This is a genomic window from Corynebacterium sp. CCUG 61414, assembly GCF_024453945.1.
GTDB classification, from domain to species: domain Bacteria; phylum Actinomycetota; class Actinomycetes; order Mycobacteriales; family Mycobacteriaceae; genus Corynebacterium; species Corynebacterium pseudogenitalium.
In genome coordinates this window covers 261,663-277,930 of the sequence record NZ_JAGPYU010000001.1, presented here as the reverse complement: position 1 = coordinate 277,930, position 16,268 = coordinate 261,663, and the positions used below count along the sequence as shown (strand labels likewise).

The window sequence follows — 16,268 nt, the reverse complement described above, 5'->3', positions numbered from 1 at the left end:
TATTTTCCTACATGCGCAATGAGCACACCTTTTGTATGCTCAATGTTATGACTACAACAAGTGGAATTGATGGTGCCCAAGAGCACTATGGTATGGGCGTCGATGTCGGCGGTTCTGGAATCAAGGGCGCCATCGTCAACCTCAAAACCGGAGAATTCGTCGGCGACAGGATCAAGATCGCAACTCCTCAGCCAGCTACACCTGAAGCTGTTGCATCAACAGTCGCAGAGATCGTCCGTCTCCACGAATGGGACGGCCCTGTGGGAGTAACGCTGCCGTCGGTGATTCAGCATCAGATCGCAAAGAGCGCAGCTAACATCGACCCGTCGTGGATCGACACCGATGTGCATGAGCTCTTTGAGCAGCATCTCCCTGAGCGCTCTGTCACTGTATTAAACGACGCCGACGCCGCGGGGCTTGCTGAAGTTGCCTTTGGCAATGAACGAGCCCGAAACGGTTCTGTCATATTCCTCACGTTTGGCACTGGTATTGGTTCAGCGTTCCTGGTTAATGGGCACCTCTTCCCTAACACAGAAATTGGCCATTTAATCGTCAATAGGAAGGAAGCAGAGCACGTCGCCTCCTCAGCTGTAAAGCAGAGGGAAGACCTGAGCTTCAAGAAGTGGGCGAAGCGAGTTGATAAGGTGCTGCACGAATACGCGCGACTGTTTAATCCAGAGTGTTTCGTCGTCGGTGGTGGCATCTCGCGGAAATCTGACAAATGGGTCCCTCTATTGACTGTCGACACTCCTGTCGTCGTGGCCACTCTTCGCAACCGAGCAGGCATTGTCGGAGCAGCGATGGCGGCCAATGAGCACCTCGCACCGTAACTAGCGAGACTCGGCGTCTAACACAAAGCAGCTTGACAATGCTGTTAAGATAGGCGTTCTGAAAAATCAGCACAGTTTGCGTACGCTAGGAAGGCAGACCGGCGTTTGCTGGTCTGCTTTCACCAGAGTGACTTTCTTTCCATCCATTGTTGGAGGAAGTCTCGGTGTCCGCAAAAGCATCAATCAGTTCACAAAGGCGAAAGGGCGTACGTGGTAGCCAGCGAAGCTTCAGGCAAAAACTCCGTCAACGATGCGGCAGAGAGCACTTCCGGCGGCGTAACCGACGGCACAACGACCGCCAAGAAAGCCACCAAAAAAGCAGCCAAGAAAACCGCCAAAAAGGCTGCCAAAAAGACCGCCAAGAAGACTGCGAAGAAAACAGCACGCAAAACCGCGAAAAAGGCGTCAAAGGTAGCTAAGAAAGCGAAGAAGACAGTAAAGAAAACCGCCGCAAAGAAGGCTGCTTCACCCGCAACTGATGAGGTCACCAGCGACGACTCCGCGCTGGAAGAAACGGACGAATCGCTCGACGATTCTGACCAGGAGCAGGACTTCGACCCGCTGACGGCTGAAGAAGATGACGAAGAATTTGACGAGCATCTTGGTGATGACGACGAGGAAAAAGAAGACGAGGAAGACGACGGATCTTCTGTCTGGGATATCGAGGAATCTGCTGCACTTCGCCAAGCCCGCAAGGACGCTCAGCTCACCGCATCTGCGGACTCTGTCCGTGCGTATTTGAAGCAAATAGGTAAGGTTGCTCTGCTCGATGCTGAGCAGGAGGTTTCTCTCGCGAAGCGCATTGAAGCTGGTCTCTACGCGCAACACCGACTCGACGAGATGGCCCGTGCAGCTGAGGAGGGAGACAAGGAAGCACGCCTTACCCCTGCGGTTAAGCGCGACTTCCGCGCCGTCGCCCGAGACGGTCGCAAGGCGAAGAACCATCTGCTCGAAGCTAACCTTCGACTCGTGGTTTCGCTGGCAAAGCGCTACACCGGTCGCGGTATGGCCTTCTTGGACCTCATCCAGGAGGGCAACCTCGGTCTCATCCGTGCAGTTGAAAAGTTCGACTATTCCAAGGGCTACAAGTTTTCCACCTATGCAACGTGGTGGATCCGCCAGGCAATTACACGTGCCATGGCAGACCAGGCTCGAACCATTCGCATCCCGGTGCACATGGTCGAGGTCATCAACAAGCTTGGCCGTATCCAGCGTGAGCTTCTACAAGATCTTGGACGCGAACCTACACCGCTTGAACTCGCAAAAGAGATGGACATCACCGAAGAGAAGGTGTTGGAGATCCAGCAGTACGCCCGTGAGCCGATCTCATTGGATCAGACGATCGGCGATGAAGGCGACAGCCAACTCGGTGATTTCATCGAAGACTCCGAAGCCGTTGTGGCAGTCGACGCTGTTTCCTTTACGCTTCTTCAGGACCAACTTCAGGATGTCCTCCACACACTTTCCGAGCGTGAGGCCGGCGTCGTGCGGCTCCGCTTCGGCTTGACCGATGGCATGCCTCGCACGCTAGATGAAATCGGCCAGGTGTACGGTGTGACACGCGAACGCATCCGGCAGATCGAGTCCAAGACGATGTCGAAGCTTCGCCACCCGTCGCGTTCACAGGTGCTGCGCGATTACCTCGATTAAATGCGTTTCTACGTAGTAAGCAATAACCGGTAGGAGGTCCACTCTCCTACCGGTTTCGTGTATTACCAATCTCGTAAGTACGCAATACGCGCCCGCAGCTGTTCCGCATTGCACAGCGCGGTCGGCGGACCACCACACGCTTTACGCGCTTCCGTATGGATCGCACCATGCGGGCGACCCGTCTTTCCAGCGACGATTGAAACGCGAGCGTTGAGTTCCTTTCTCAACTGGGGAATCTCATCAGCCGCCACTGATGCCTCCTCGCTGCTACCCGGCGCGGAGGTTTGCTTGGACGGCTGAGTGGGAGCCAAGTGCTCTCCTAGTACTTCAGCACGCTCGCGTGCTTGGCGCTCGGCAGCCTTTCGCGCTTTTTCTTCTGCTTCTCGGGCATCTAGTTGGTCGCTTTGGCGTTTGCGGAGCAGAGTCTTGACCTGTTCTTCGTCAAGCAGCCCTGGAAGGCCTAGGAAGTCTTGTTCCTCTGCGGATCCTGCGACGGTGGGTGTGCCGTAGGTGGAGCCGTCGAAAATTAAAGAGTCTAGCTCGGCTGATGCGCCGATGGCTTCGTACGAAGGGTTGTCGTCTGGTTCGTTTTGAACTTGGTTTGCTTGGGCTAGTAGTTCGTCGGACCACCCTGATTCTCGGTGTGGTTTGCCCAAAACGTGGTCGCGTGACACCTCCATTTCTTCCGCGAGGCGGAGCAGAACCGGGACCGACGGGAGAAAAACGGAGGCGGATTCGCCTGGCATGCGTGAGCGTACGAATCGTCCGATTGCCTGCGCGAAAAACAGTGGTGTCGATGCTGATGTTGCATATACTCCGACAGCGAGGCGAGGAACGTCGACTCCCTCAGAGACCATTCTGACTGCGACCATCCATTCGTCGGTGGACGCGGAGAATTCGTCGATGCGGTCGGATGCCCCGGCTTCGTCTGAGAGCACGACCGTAACGGGCGTGCTCGAAATGCTGGAGAGGATCTTGGCGTAGGCGCGTGCTGTCGTCTTGTTCGTAGCGATGACGAGGCCTCCGGCATCCGGCATATTCGTACGAAGTTTTTTCAGCCTTGTATGTGCCGCCTGGAGGACTGCCTTGATCCAGTCCCCTTTCGGATCTAGGGCAGTTTTCCAGGCACGCGCGGTCTGCTCGGCATTCAGTGGCTCACCAAGCCTTGCGGAATACTCTTCCCCGGCGGAGTCTTTCCACTGTGCCTCGCCGGAATATGCCAGGAATACAACTGGGCGGACGACGCCATCGGCCAAGGCGTGGGAGTACCCATAGGTGTAGTCCGCTTGTGAAACGAGGTGCCCATCGCCGTCTTCGACGTATCGGACGAACGGAATCTGGGAATCATCAGAGCGAAACGGCGTACCTGTCAACGCTAAGCGGTGTTCGACATCGTTGTAAGCCTCGTAGACTCCATCCCCCCAACTTTTGGCGTCACCAGCATGGTGAATCTCATCAAGAATCACCAAACTGCGCTTCGCAGTGGCCACCGCATGATGCTTGAACGGGTGCATACCGATTTGCGCATACGTCACGACAATGCCGTCATAGGCAGGGTTTACCGCAGATGAGTTTGTGAAGTTTGGGTCTAGCGAAAGGCCGAACCTCGCTGCTGATTGGGACCACTGGTGTTTTAGGTGTTCTGTTGGTACGACGACGATGATGCGCTGCACTGCCTTCGATGCGTGCAGTTTGCTGGCTAGTGTCAGTGCAAACGTCGTCTTACCCGCACCAGGAGTTGCTACAGCGAGAAAGTCTCGAGGTTTGGTGCGCATAAACGAATCGAGGGCCTCTTGCTGCCATGCGCGCAGCTGAGGCCCGGCCGACGTACCTGGAGCCGTCACTTCCGACGCAACCCCTTATAGATGCGTTCGCAGTCAGGACATACTGGCGACCCAGGCTTCGCCTGCTTCTTCACCGGAAATGTCTTGCCACAGAGTGCGACTACGACTTTTCCAGAAATCGCAGAATCGAAAATCTGATCCTTCTTCACATAGTGGAAAAACTTGGGGGTTCCATCATCATTTGTTGACGATGTGTCTTCCCGAAGGTCTGTGCGCTCAAGAGTCTTCGTCGTCGTATTCACGACTCCCATCATGCCCCACTTTGGCAAAGTTTTTAAGCCGAGGCGCTAACCTGTGTATTTATGAACGAGAGAGAGGACGAGGCACAAGAGCACGTCTCGATTGATGCGGAAGTCGAAGTCCACGACGATAAGCATTTCCTTTTTCGTCATTTCCGCTCAAAACGACACCGTGCACTCATTACGGATGCGAAGCAGACGCCGGAGCAAAACCTGCAGAGCCGAGAGGCTCAATACCTTTGGTTGCAGGCGCTTCGAATCCCATTCATTTTGCTTTCGATCGCATCTGCGTGGTGGCTCGGAAACTGGTGGATTGCGACGTTGCTCTTTATTGTTTCCGTACCGCTCCCCTGGGTCGCAGTGATGTTGGGCAACGCGAAAGGAGAGTCGCGTGATCCGCGTGAAAAGAATGTCTACAAGCCTGCGCTGAGTCGTGCCTATGCCGCGTTGGAGGAGCAGTCGAGGCAACAACTATCCTCGAACCAGGCTTCAACAGATACGACGCCGACCGTTATCGATCACGAATCCCACTCGGAGTAGCAGCATGACAGATTTATCATCTACAGCATTTGGATTACACCCTGGACTTGCGCGGGAGCTCGGTGAACGATTGCGCGCGCTCCCCTACACCACATCTTCGATTGGAAGTTATCTTGGGCCAAATGCATACCAGGCTCTCTACCGGGGCGAGGTGGGAGCCGTCCTGCGTCGCTGCCATTCAGAAGACGTTATCGGATCGGCCATATCCACTTTGTTGTTGCGGCGCCCGACTTCCCAAAACGAGCTCGAGGCGTTATTTGGCTCGTCCCTTGCTGAGAAACTCATCAGCGCAGGTGTCTTTCACCAGACCAAAGAGCAACGCTACGAGGTTGCTTACGACATCCGGCCTCATTTGTTGTCTCAACAGCATCACCTCATAGTTGCAGATCTCGACGCCTCTACGTCTGCAATCGTTCCCGGCAAAGATCACGTACTTGGAGTCGGAGCGGCGTCGAAATCCCTGTTGCACGCGATCCCGCAGTCACCGACTGGAACGGTTTTGGACCTTGGAACCGGTTCAGGGGTGCTGTCGGTAGCACAATCTGGCCTTGCCGATCAGATCGTCGGTACTGACATTCATCATCGAGCGATCGAGTTGGCTCAGGCCACGCTCGAGATGAATGGCATCACTAGCGTTCAGCTCCGCGAAGGATCTTGGTTTGAGCCTGTCGCGGGCGAGCAGTTTGACAGGATCGTTGCCAACCCGCCGTTTGTAGTCGGCATTCCGGAGGTGGGGCATGTTTACCGCGACTCCGGCATGCCACTGGATGAAGCAAGTCGCCTCGTGGCAGAGCACGCACCTGAATATCTCGCAGAAGGTGGGATGCTGTGCATGCTGGGCTCATGGGCCCATATTGATGGTGAGGCGTGGCAGTCGCGAGTTGCGAGTTGGGTCCCTTCGCAAGGAGTCAGCGCATGGGTGCTTCAACGAGAAGTGGTTGACCCCGAGACCTACGTCGCCACGTGGCTGAAAGATGAATCAGTCGACCTCAGGACTGAAAGCGGCATAGCCCGCACACAACAGTGGCTCGATTACTTCCAAGCCGCGGGTGTTCACGCTATTGGTTTCGGTTGGATTTTCATGCAACACATCGGCGACCAGCCCTCCGAGATTACTGCGGAAGAATTAACACACCCGTTCACGGACCCGCTTGGGCCTGAGGTCGAAGAATACTATCTACGGCAGGCGTGGCTACGGCAAAAATCCGTCCAGGAACTCTTAGATAGTTCGTTCCTGGTCCGGCCCACAGTCGCGATCGAAGACATCGCTGTGCCAAATACTGAAGAGGGGCTGGGTTTCACGCGCGAAGAGCTGCGCATTACTCGAATGGATGGCCCACGATTCTCTCATTCATTGGATGAGGCGTTGAAAACCGTCCTTGCAGGATTGCATCCCGCCGGCTTGCCACTGCGTGACGTGGTGGGCATCCTAGCAGCATCTCGAGGTGTCGACGACCAGCAGGCCCTTGAAGAATTGGAAAACCAAACGGTTGCAGCTGTTGTGGATCTTATCCGCCACGGCATCGTGCTGCCGTCGGAAATTGCAGAGGTGGAGTAGGAATGAAGGCTGTATTGACAAGAGTTACGAGCGCGAGCGTCACCGTCGACGGTGAAGTCGTCGGAGCAATCGACTGCGAGGCGACTGGTGGAATTCTGGCCCTTGTCGGAGCAGGACGTAAGGATAGCGACGACGCTTGGGAAACGGTTGCTCGCAAAATCGCGGAACTGCGAATCCTGGAGGGCGAAAAGTCTGTAGTGGACGCACAAGCCCCTGTTTTGCTTGTGAGTCAGTTCACGTTGATGGGTCGCACGGCAAAAGGACGGAGGCCATCATGGAGTGACGCAGCCCCCGCAGATGAAGCAGCACCCATCATTGAAAAAATCGCAGCCTACCTCCGGGACCGGGGCATCACGGTCGCTGAAGGAAAGTTTGGTGCCCATATGAAGGTGCAGAGCATCAACGACGGCCCATTCACGGTGATTGTCGAGGCCTAGCACTCTTTTGATCATTGGGAACAAAAATGTGTCCAAGATCGTTGAGGGTGTAGAAGATTACCTGTTCCACTCGTCCAAGGAGGCAGTGCTCAATGACGTCGAAGAGTCAGACCTTAACAGCGGACAACGAAGAAAAAGTTGACCGCGGTAGTCGTCGCAATCAAACGAACGACAATCCATCGGCTGACCTTGTTCGCGTGTATCTCAATGGCATTGGCAAGACTGCCCTGCTCGATGCAGAAGAAGAGGTCGAACTAGCCCAGCAGATCGAAGTTGGACTCTATGCCCAGCAGCTTCTTGATGATCCAGACTGCAAGCTCACCCGAGCCCAGAAACGTGACTATAAAATTCTGGCGAAGCAAGGACGGAAAGCTCGCGCCCACCTCCTCGAGGCAAATCTTCGTCTGGTTGTGTCGTTGGCAAAGCGCTACACAGGACGCGGGATGCCACTGCTCGATCTGATCCAAGAGGGCAACCTCGGACTGATCCGCGCGATGGAGAAATTTGACTATGCCAAGGGCTTTAAATTCTCAACGTACGCGACGTGGTGGATTCGCCAGGCCATTACTCGCGGCATGGCAGACCAGTCTCGTACTATCCGTCTCCCTGTGCATCTTGTAGAACAAGTCAATAAACTCTCCCGAATTCGCCGCGAGATGTACCAGTCGTTTGGCCGCGAACCAACGAATGAGGAGTTGGCAGAGGAGTCTGGCATCGAAGAGGACAAGATTGAGCTCCTCCTGCGTCAATCCCGAGACCCCGTGAGTCTTGACATGCCGGTCGGAGCGGATGAAGAGGCCCCCCTGGGGGACTTCATTGAAGATGCAGAAGCTACAGACGCCGAAGACGCGGTGGTATCCGTGCTCCGTCACGATGACATCCAAGATGTCATCAACGGTTTGGAGCAGCGCGAGCAGGACGTCATCCGTATGCGCTATGGGCTGACCGACGGTGTTCCCCGCACATTGGACCAGATTGGGCGTAAATTCGGCTTGTCTCGTGAGCGCGTTCGCCAAATCGAACGAGAGGTCATGGCGAAGCTTCGCGTAGGTGACCGGGCAGAGCGCCTTAGGGATTACGCAATGTAACAACCGCGACGAAGCGTTCCGCAACTAATAGTTTTTTGGGTTACCATAGCAATCGTTAATAGGCGTCGATTCTTGGACTGCGTTGAATGTTGATGCAGCCTCAACGCTTCAGAGCGACTTTTAGGCAAGGGAGTTCCACGTGCGTGATCTCGTAGACACAACAGAAATGTATTTACGTACAGTTTACGAACTTGAGGAGGAAGGCATTGTGCCGCTCCGCGCACGAATCGCAGAGCGGCTCGAGCAGTCTGGCCCGACAGTTTCCCAGACCGTCGCCCGCATGGAGCGCGACGGCCTGATTGTTGTTGAAACAGATCGCTCGCTCTCCCTTACCGACGAGGGACGCGCCCGTGCGACTGCGGTGATGCGTAAGCACCGCCTCGCAGAGTGCCTTCTCACCAGCATCCTCAAGTTGGATATTGAACAAGTGCACGACGAAGCATGTCGCTGGGAACACGTGATGAGTGAAGCCGTGGAAAAGCGCGTATACGAGGTACTCAACCACCCTCAGGTATCTCCGTTTGGCAACCCCATCCCTGCGTTGGATGAAATTGGCGGTTCAAATGTTGCTAAGCCTGAGCTTGGCACTCGCGCAACGGACTTAGATCTCTCCGAGGGCCGCGAAGCTGTAGTGGTCCAAATCAGTGAGATTCTGCAGCTCGAAGCAGAGCGCTTGCCGGAGCTGGCAGGCCTAGGCGATATCGTCGGCCAAAAAGTCATAGTGAGCCTTCCGGATGATGGGGGGCTACAGCTATCACTTCCTGGCCAAAAAGATTTCGTCATTCCTGATGACCTCGCGCATGCCGTGCGCATTGAGCTTCAGTAGAGCCGATCTGCTGTTAGGAACCTGCAAGCATCTCTAGCTCCATCCAGACTGCTTCCCCGCCTTCTTCAACTGCGTGCAGGAGACCCTCATATTGACCGATCGCGAGTAACTGCAGGAGCACGTCGCTTAATGAGTGGTCCGGCATTTCTTGCAGCGCGCACTGTAGTGCGACCCCTGCCCAAGACCCGATCTCGCACCGCACAGCGATCACAGCCCACAACGCTAACGCGTTTGCCCGCACTGTCCCCACAGCATGGCGCGACAAGAATAGTAGTGGAGCAGCAAGTCGCTTTGGGTTCTGCATAATCGTGGGGATAAGTGTATCCCGCAGTAGAGCATGGGTGAGCAGAGCCGTCAAGCCTTCGAGCGCGATTCTCATTTCATTCGAGATTTCGCCGATTGGATTAGCATCGCGCTGGCCGATGAGGCAAGTCTCGGGCAAGCAAAGCAGAACCTCGATAATGCTTTCAATTTCTTCTTTCGCCAGTTTTGCCGGGTGTTCCTCCTCCCCAGCGTGGCTACCGCCCCACAAGTCTTTCAGTAGCTGCAACCCGTCTTTGCGTGTCTGTGCCTGGATTTGTTGCGCCAGTTGGACGGACTCCGAATCGACCGGCTCAAAATAGCTAAACGTGTCTTGTCTATCGAGTTCTGGGAGTATCCCCTGCTCAACGTATGGGCGCATCGATGGAGAGGAAATCACTGACGATACACAGCCACCAATGAGGGAGGACGCGCGATCGCATTCTTCGGCCGCATTCAATGGCGGTCCAAAAAGCAATGTATATGGGGTACCCTGCGCAATTTCGGAAACATGCCAGCACAGGTCGACTTTGAAACCGGTTTCTTCTTCGAGGAACTGCAAGCGATCAACTGCGTCTTTGACGAGCTCTGAGTTCGGAATACGGCTCACAATGACTGCAAGGTACGCGATGACGTCATCCCCCAGTAGGTATTGCGTCACGTCGGTCTTGAGGCTTTCTATGAATGCTTCAAGGCGCGTGAGGTCAACGCGAACTACAGGTCCAAGTTGAAGCCCACGTGTTCCTTCGCTGTCCGGAATGATGCCGAGCACCACGACCGATTCTTGAGGATAAAACCCTAGAACCCCGGGCAGGGCTGCGATGATATCTGATGGTCCAAAAAGTGATGAATTAGCTGCATTTATTTTCATACAGTTTAGACGTAGCCAACACAGCATCGGTTCCCGCTTTGCTAGAATTCCTTATTTTCAGCAGGAATATTTCTTCACCCCAGACGTTGTGGGTAAGTACAAAGTTAGATCCTTTCAAATTATCCTAGGAGCGGTCATGCCAACGAATAATCGCATGTATGAACTTGAGTACCCGTCTCCCTCGAGTCTTGGCGAATCTCCTGAGGGGCCAACGCTCGTCGTTGCGTTACAGGGTTACGCAGATGCGGGCCATGCGGTTGAAGGGGTATCGAATCATCTCAACGCGGCGTTGGAAACCCGCACTTTAGCCACCTTCAATAACGATGAACTCATTGACTACCGCTCTCGCAGGCCTGCTGTAACCCTGGCGAATCACACGGTGGCCGACGTCGAAGAGATCGGCATTGAGCTGCGTGTTGTCCGCGACACAAAGGATATGCCGTTTCTGCTGCTGAGCGGGCCAGAGCCTGATCTGCGTTGGGAGGCATTTAGCAAGTCTGTGGCTGACCTTGCAGTGCAGTTTGGAGTTCAGCAAACGCTGTGCCTCTACGCTGCCCCTGTTGCCGCTCCCCATACCCGCCCAGTAGTGGTTTCCACACACGGAAATGATGAGAGCTTGGTGAAAGACAAGTATCTCTTCGACGGAATTATTACTGTGCCCGGGGCTGCCTCCATCATGATCGAGCGAGAGCTAGATAAGCGAGGCGAAAAGGTCGCTGGTTTTACTGCGCATGTACCTCATTACATTGCAAACTCTCCTTACCCGATGGCGGCGTTCCAGCTCATGCAGGCGCTCGAGGATACAGCAAATCTTCAGTTGCCACTCCGCGCGCTCGAGCAAGAGATAACAAGTGTTCAGCGTCAATTAGCAGAGCAAACGGCTGCGTCAAAGGAGATCGCGCAAGTCGTCTCGGCTCTCGAACAGCATTACGACCGTGAAGTTGAGGAGTACCGCAGGAACAATCCCAACGCAAAGATGCCCGGTGAGGCACAGGTTCCTTCCGGCGATGAGATCAGCGAAGCCTTCGAGAACTATCTCACGGCGATCGAGGACCAGCAGAGTCGTCCGCTTGTCGACGGACAACGGGGACTGCCTTTTGGCGATGATCTCAGTCAGGCTTTGCAGGATTTTTACTATATTGACCCAGCTCAGCCAACCGATGAGGAAGACGAGTAGCGGCTTTTCGCGACGAACTCGGCTACGGTAGTTGGCGTGACTCTTTCGACGTATTTGGCAGACCTTGACGACGTTCCAGCAGACCTTTTTGAAGAGGCCGTCTGGGACTCTTTCACTGCGTGGACACAGAGTCGTGGAATCTCGCTTTATGAAGCTCAGGAAGAAGCTTCGCTTGCGTTGCTTGCTGGGGATAATGTGATCCTGGCGACGCCAACCGGTTCGGGAAAGTCGATGGTGGCAAACGCTGCGCACTTCATTGCCATGGCTCGAGGGCAGCGCTCGTTTTATACTGCCCCAATTAAGGCGCTTGTGAGCGAAAAGTTCTTTGCACTGTGTGAGATCTTCGGAGCAGAAAACGTAGGGATGATGACCGGTGATGCCACAGTAAACAGCGGCGCCCCTATTATCGCAGCCACCGCTGAAATCGTCGCGAATATTGCGCTGCGAGAAGGTGAGCACGCGAAGATTCAGCAGGTCATCATGGATGAGTTTCACTACTATTCGGAGCCGGACCGCGGATGGGCATGGCAGGTGCCGCTACTGGAACTCCCCCAGGCCCAGTTCCTTTTGATGTCTGCCACGCTTGGAGAAACTGCCTGGATAGAAAAGGATCTCACCGAGCGCACTGGCCGCCCAACCACGTATGTTGGTGGGTCGGAGCGTCCCGTGCCACTCGATTTCAGTTACGTGTTCTCCCCCGTCCATGAGACGATCGAAGAACTACTGGCGGATAACAAAGCGCCGATCTACGTTGTGCACTTCTCACAACGCGAGGCAGCAGAGCGCGCGCAGGCACTGACCAGTATGAAAATCATCACCGCAGAGGAGAAGCAACGTATCGCCGAGGAGATCGGGAATTTTAGGTTCACGACTACCTTCGGTAAAACGTTGTCGAGGTTACTTCGAAAAGGCATTGGCATTCACCATGCCGGAATGCTGCCGAAGTATCGACGGCTCGTCGAAAAACTATCTCAAACAGGGCTTTTAAAGGTGATCTGCGGAACGGACACCCTCGGCGTCGGTATCAATGTGCCAATTCGTACTGTGCTGATTACCGGCCTGGCAAAGTATGACGGGACGAAACAACGCATCCTTAAATCGAGGGAGTTTCACCAAATCGCCGGCCGCGCGGGGCGAGCTGGGTACGACACCGAGGGCACGGTCGTCGTCGAAGCGCCAGAACACGAGATTGAGAATGCAAAGCTTCGGCGTCGCGTCGGCGACGATCCGAAGCGGCTTAAGAAGCTCAACAAGAAGTCAGCTCGTGATGGCGAAGTTACCTGGTCCGAAAAAACTTTCCAGCGCCTCACTACGGCGGAACCGGAGGAACTCACTAGCCAGTTCCAAGTTTCGAATTCCATGTTGCTCAATGTTATTGCTCGCCCGGGTGACGGCTACGGGCACATGAAGCACTTGATTCGGAGCAACCATGACACACGCGCTAAGCAGAACCGTGACATTCTTACGGCAGTCGATCTGTTTCGCGGGCTCATCCAGGCTGACATTGTAGAACGCACTCCTGATTCTCCAGCGTATCGCCCCTATACTCTCACGCGAGAGCTGGACAGGGACTTTGCGCTCAACCAACCGCTTTCCCCGTTCGCGCTGGCATTTCTCACGGTGCTTGACCCCGAGTCTTCAACGTATTCGTTGGATGTAATCTCAGCGTTTGAGGCAATCTTGGATGACCCCCGTCAGGTGCTGCAAGCTCAGCAGTCAGCAGCTCGCGGCGAGGAGATCGCAGCTCTCAAGGCAGAGGGCGTCGACTACACGGAGCGCATGGCACTCATCGAAGATGTGACGTACCCTCAGCCGCTCGCGGAGGAACTGGAAGATGCATTTGAGACCTACTGCTCCAGTAACCCGTGGGCGAAGGAGTGGCAGCTTTCGCCAAAGTCGGTGGTACGCGACATGATCGAGCATGCGATGACGTTTTCGGATCTCATCGCAACCTACGGGCTATCCCGCTCTGAGGGTGTGGTGCTCCGCTACCTCACCGATGCGTGGCGCACCCTCTCCCACTCTGTGCCCGAGGCATATATGACTGAGGAGCTCGAAGATATCATCGTATGGCTAGGCGAGCTGATCCGTCAGGTGGACTCGTCGCTCATTGACGAATGGGCGACACTAGCTGATGACGACGCCCCAATCTCCCAGGATGTTCTCGACCGCGAGCTTGCGTTCGGTGTTGAGGATCCTACGGCGCTCACAGCGAACCGCAGGGCGTTCAAAATCATGGTTCGCAACTATTTCTTTAGGCTTGTCGAACTGTTTGCGTTCGAAAAGGAAGAAGCCCTGGAGTCGATGCTTGAATATCTCGACCCCGATGTTCGGCCCGACTGGCCCTCGCTTCTTGACGACTACTTCGACGAGTACGACGATGTCATGATCGACGCAGATGCTCGCGGGCCAGAGTATTTCCGAGTTAAGGATGAAAGCTCGCGGCTCTGGGAAGTCGTACAGATCGTGAAAGATCCAGATGGGGACCGCAGCTTCCAATTCCACGGCGTCGTCGATCTCGATGCCTCTGATGAGGCAGGAGAAGTTCGGCTGAGGGACTTGGACGTTGTCCAGATGTAGTCCCTCAGCCGACTATCGCGCAGAAGACGTAACAGTTAGCGTGCGTCTTCTACCACTACGGTCTGTGCAATGGCCTGGATAACAGCAGCAATCTTTACTGCCTCCCAGACCTGCTCCTTGGTCAGGCCCTCTTCGCGCACGACGTTGGAGTGTGCAACAGCGCAATGCTCGCAGCCATTGATAGCAGATACTGCGAGCGACCACAGCTCAAAGTCTGCCTTCTCGACGCCAGGCTTCGAGATGATGTTCATGCGAAGGCCAAACTTTACCTGTGCAAAGTCATCGCCGAGCCAGCCCTTTGCGCGGTAGGCAACGTTGTTCATTGCCATAACAGTTGCTGCGCCGAAAGCGGCATCGAGAGCCTCTTCGGACAGGTGCTCCTTGGCCTCGTCCGTAATCTCAGAGATCACGGTGGGGTTCTTTGTCGCTGCAGCGGAGGCAACGAGAGTGCCCCACAGCTGCTGCTCGTTCAGCTCTGTAGAGCGTGTCAAGGAGCCAAGGTTCAGCTTCTGGTCTTTTGCATATTCAGGCAAAGCGCTGCGCAGGTTATCGATCGACATATCTCTTTCCTCTCTATTGTTTATTAATAAATCCCCGTCACTGAGTATTGAACTAGTGACGGGGACTCGGAGTTCATTTACTTCAGGGATTCCTGAACGACAGCCAACTTGTCGATATTCTTCGTTGGGTCGTTCTTCTGCCAGTCACAGGCGCAGACCTCTTCGGACTGGAGAGCATCCAAAACGCGAAGGACCTCTTCGACGTTACGGCCAACAGCATCCGGGGTGACAGACACGAACTGGATGACGCCGTCTGGGTCGATGATGAACGTTGCACGATCAGCGACGCCTGCCTCATTTTCAACGCCCAGTGCACGGATCAAGTCGTGGCGGACATCAGCAAACATTGGGAACGGAACGGTCTTCAGATCTGGGTGCGTTGCACGCCAGTTGAAGTGGGAGTACTCATTGTCAGTGGAGCCACCAAGGACCTGCGTATCGCGATCTTCGAACTCTTCGTTCAGCTTGCCGAACGCTGCGATCTCGGTTGGGCAGACGAACGTAAAGTCCTTCGGGTAGAAGAAAACGACCTTCCACTTACCCTCGTACTTTTCCAGGGATACATTCTCGAAGTAGTCCTCTGGGCTTGTTGCGTCGACCTCATGAAGGTCGCCACCCTTCAGCGCTACCAGATCGAACTCAGGGAAACGCTCGCCTACAGTCAGAATTGCCATAGCTTAACCTCCGAATGTGAGATGTCGTATATATACGGTCTTGGAATGCAATCGCTCGCACTCTGACAAACATTGTGCCAGAAACGCCGCGCAATTTCAACAGCAAAACCTATTGCAATGCCGTATGGTTATAAGAATGAACAATAAAGAATATAAACCAACCTTGGCCCAACTTCGTACGTTTGTGACCATCGCCGAGAATAGGCACTTCGGCACTGCTGCGAGCAAGCTCAACATTTCTCAACCGTCATTATCCCAGGCATTGGTCGCGCTAGAGACCGGTTTAGGGATTCAACTTATCGAGCGATCCACCCGAAAGGTCATCGTCACTCCAACTGGGGAGGCGCTCCTCCCCTATGCGAAAGCAACGCTTGAAGCAGCCGATGCTTTTGTTGCACATGCCCGCGGTGCACATGGGGTCCTTTCCGGGCCTCTCAATATCGGCATCATCCCCACCATCGCACCGTATATCCTGCCCACCCTTTTACAACTGATTCAGAGCGAGTTCCCCGATTTAACTCCTCGAATCATCGAAGAGCCCACCAAACACCTACTCGCTAAATTGCGCGACGGAAACGTCGATGTGGCGCTGCTAGCCCTGCCTACGCACGCGCCTGGAGTCAGTGAACTGGAACTCTATGACGAAGACTTCATTGTCGTAACAAATGAGAAACACAAGTTGTCTGGGCTCCAAAACCTTACCCTCGATGTCCTGGAAGAACTCGATTTGCTTCTTCTCGACGACGGCCACTGCCTGCGCGACCAAATAGTTGATCTTTGCAAGAACGTTCAAACCACGCCCTCAAATTCAAGCCAATCAGATACACGGGCTGCGTCACTGACTACCATCATGCAGCTGGTTGTTGCTGGCCTTGGATCAACCCTCGTTCCCAAGTCAGCTATTGCAGCTGAGTGCACACGTCCTGGTTTGGGGCTTTCTACCTTCCAGAAGAGTGTCGACGCGAAGCGTACAATTGGACTGGCCTACCGCTCTTCTTCTTCCCGCATCCATGAGTTTGAGGAACTTGGAGCGTTGTGTAGAAAGGCGTACAAAGAGGTAGCGAAAACCAGTGATGCGATTCTGTCCCGCTAAA

General features: G+C 54.7%; 15 protein-coding genes. 10 read left to right on the top strand and 5 right to left on the bottom strand.

The features are described 5' to 3' along the window. Positions 1-47 precede the first annotated feature (47 nt). Entirely contained in the window at positions 48-830 is a 783-nt protein-coding gene (ppgK, locus tag KBX14_RS01290) for a polyphosphate--glucose phosphotransferase (protein WP_070363500.1), read from the top strand. Positions 831-1,040: 210 nt separating this feature from the next. After that, positions 1,041-2,480 (top strand): RNA polymerase sigma factor, encoded by a 1,440-nt coding sequence (locus KBX14_RS01285; RefSeq protein ID WP_070478953.1) that lies wholly within the window; start codon positions 1,041-1,043, stop codon positions 2,478-2,480. A 62-nt stretch (positions 2,481-2,542) separates the two neighbouring features. Here KBX14_RS01285 and KBX14_RS01280 read toward each other — a convergent pair whose 3' ends face one another. Beyond that, positions 2,543-4,255, bottom strand: a complete 1,713-nt coding sequence (locus KBX14_RS01280) for a DEAD/DEAH box helicase (RefSeq protein WP_070363498.1) — start codon at positions 4,253-4,255, stop codon at positions 2,543-2,545. A gap of 65 nt (positions 4,256-4,320) precedes the next feature. Next, positions 4,321-4,575 carry a DUF3039 domain-containing protein gene (locus KBX14_RS01275; protein WP_070363499.1) on the bottom strand — a complete coding sequence of 85 codons (255 nt, stop codon included), beginning with the start codon at positions 4,573-4,575 and terminating at the stop codon, positions 4,321-4,323. A 51-nt stretch (positions 4,576-4,626) separates the two neighbouring features. On the opposite strand from KBX14_RS01275, the gene KBX14_RS01270 reads away from it, so the two are divergent. From KBX14_RS01270 to KBX14_RS01250, 5 genes are all read left to right on the top strand, one after another. Continuing rightward, positions 4,627-5,103, top strand: a complete 477-nt coding sequence (locus KBX14_RS01270; protein WP_256005073.1) for a DUF3099 domain-containing protein — start codon at positions 4,627-4,629, stop codon at positions 5,101-5,103. A 4-nt stretch (positions 5,104-5,107) separates the two neighbouring features. Beyond that, positions 5,108-6,661: a methyltransferase gene (locus tag KBX14_RS01265; protein WP_256041711.1), complete on the top strand. Its 1,554-nt coding sequence runs from the start codon at positions 5,108-5,110 to the stop codon at positions 6,659-6,661. Positions 6,662-6,663: 2 nt separating this feature from the next. Then, positions 6,664-7,098: a D-aminoacyl-tRNA deacylase gene (dtd, locus tag KBX14_RS01260; RefSeq protein WP_256005076.1), complete on the top strand. Its 435-nt coding sequence runs from the start codon at positions 6,664-6,666 to the stop codon at positions 7,096-7,098. A 92-nt stretch (positions 7,099-7,190) separates the two neighbouring features. Beyond that, a complete protein-coding gene (locus KBX14_RS01255; protein ID WP_070478945.1) occupies positions 7,191-8,186 on the top strand; it encodes a sigma-70 family RNA polymerase sigma factor in 996 nt (331 codons plus the stop codon). 139 nt (positions 8,187-8,325) lie between these two features. Next, the gene (locus tag KBX14_RS01250; protein WP_070362348.1) at positions 8,326-9,012 is read left to right on the top strand and encodes a metal-dependent transcriptional regulator; all 687 of its coding nucleotides are present in this window, start codon (positions 8,326-8,328) and stop codon (positions 9,010-9,012) included. 13 nt (positions 9,013-9,025) lie between these two features. Here KBX14_RS01250 and KBX14_RS01245 read toward each other — a convergent pair whose 3' ends face one another. Next, complete coding sequence (locus KBX14_RS01245; protein ID WP_168156179.1) at positions 9,026-10,183, bottom strand: DUF4192 domain-containing protein; 1,158 nt, start codon at positions 10,181-10,183, stop codon at positions 9,026-9,028. A gap of 136 nt (positions 10,184-10,319) precedes the next feature. Here KBX14_RS01245 and KBX14_RS01240 point away from each other — a divergent pair, with 136 nt between their 5' ends. Both KBX14_RS01240 and KBX14_RS01235 read left to right on the top strand, forming a co-directional pair. Further along, complete coding sequence (locus tag KBX14_RS01240) at positions 10,320-11,360, top strand: PAC2 family protein (RefSeq protein WP_083290923.1); 1,041 nt, start codon at positions 10,320-10,322, stop codon at positions 11,358-11,360. 36 nt (positions 11,361-11,396) lie between these two features. Continuing rightward, the gene (locus KBX14_RS01235; protein ID WP_256041710.1) at positions 11,397-13,940 is read left to right on the top strand and encodes a DEAD/DEAH box helicase; all 2,544 of its coding nucleotides are present in this window, start codon (positions 11,397-11,399) and stop codon (positions 13,938-13,940) included. A 35-nt stretch (positions 13,941-13,975) separates the two neighbouring features. On the opposite strand, the gene KBX14_RS01230 is transcribed toward KBX14_RS01235, so the two are convergent. Both KBX14_RS01230 and KBX14_RS01225 read right to left on the bottom strand, forming a co-directional pair. Further along, on the bottom strand, positions 13,976-14,500 hold the full coding sequence (locus KBX14_RS01230; RefSeq protein WP_256000254.1) for a carboxymuconolactone decarboxylase family protein: 525 nt from the start codon (positions 14,498-14,500) through the stop codon (positions 13,976-13,978). Between the two features lie 77 nt (positions 14,501-14,577). Next, a complete protein-coding gene (locus KBX14_RS01225; RefSeq protein WP_070362343.1) occupies positions 14,578-15,174 on the bottom strand; it encodes a peroxiredoxin in 597 nt (198 codons plus the stop codon). Between the two features lie 136 nt (positions 15,175-15,310). Here KBX14_RS01225 and KBX14_RS01220 point away from each other — a divergent pair, with 136 nt between their 5' ends. Then, positions 15,311-16,267: a hydrogen peroxide-inducible genes activator gene (locus KBX14_RS01220; protein ID WP_070479000.1), complete on the top strand. Its 957-nt coding sequence runs from the start codon at positions 15,311-15,313 to the stop codon at positions 16,265-16,267. The last annotated feature ends 1 nt before the right edge of the window (position 16,268 follow it).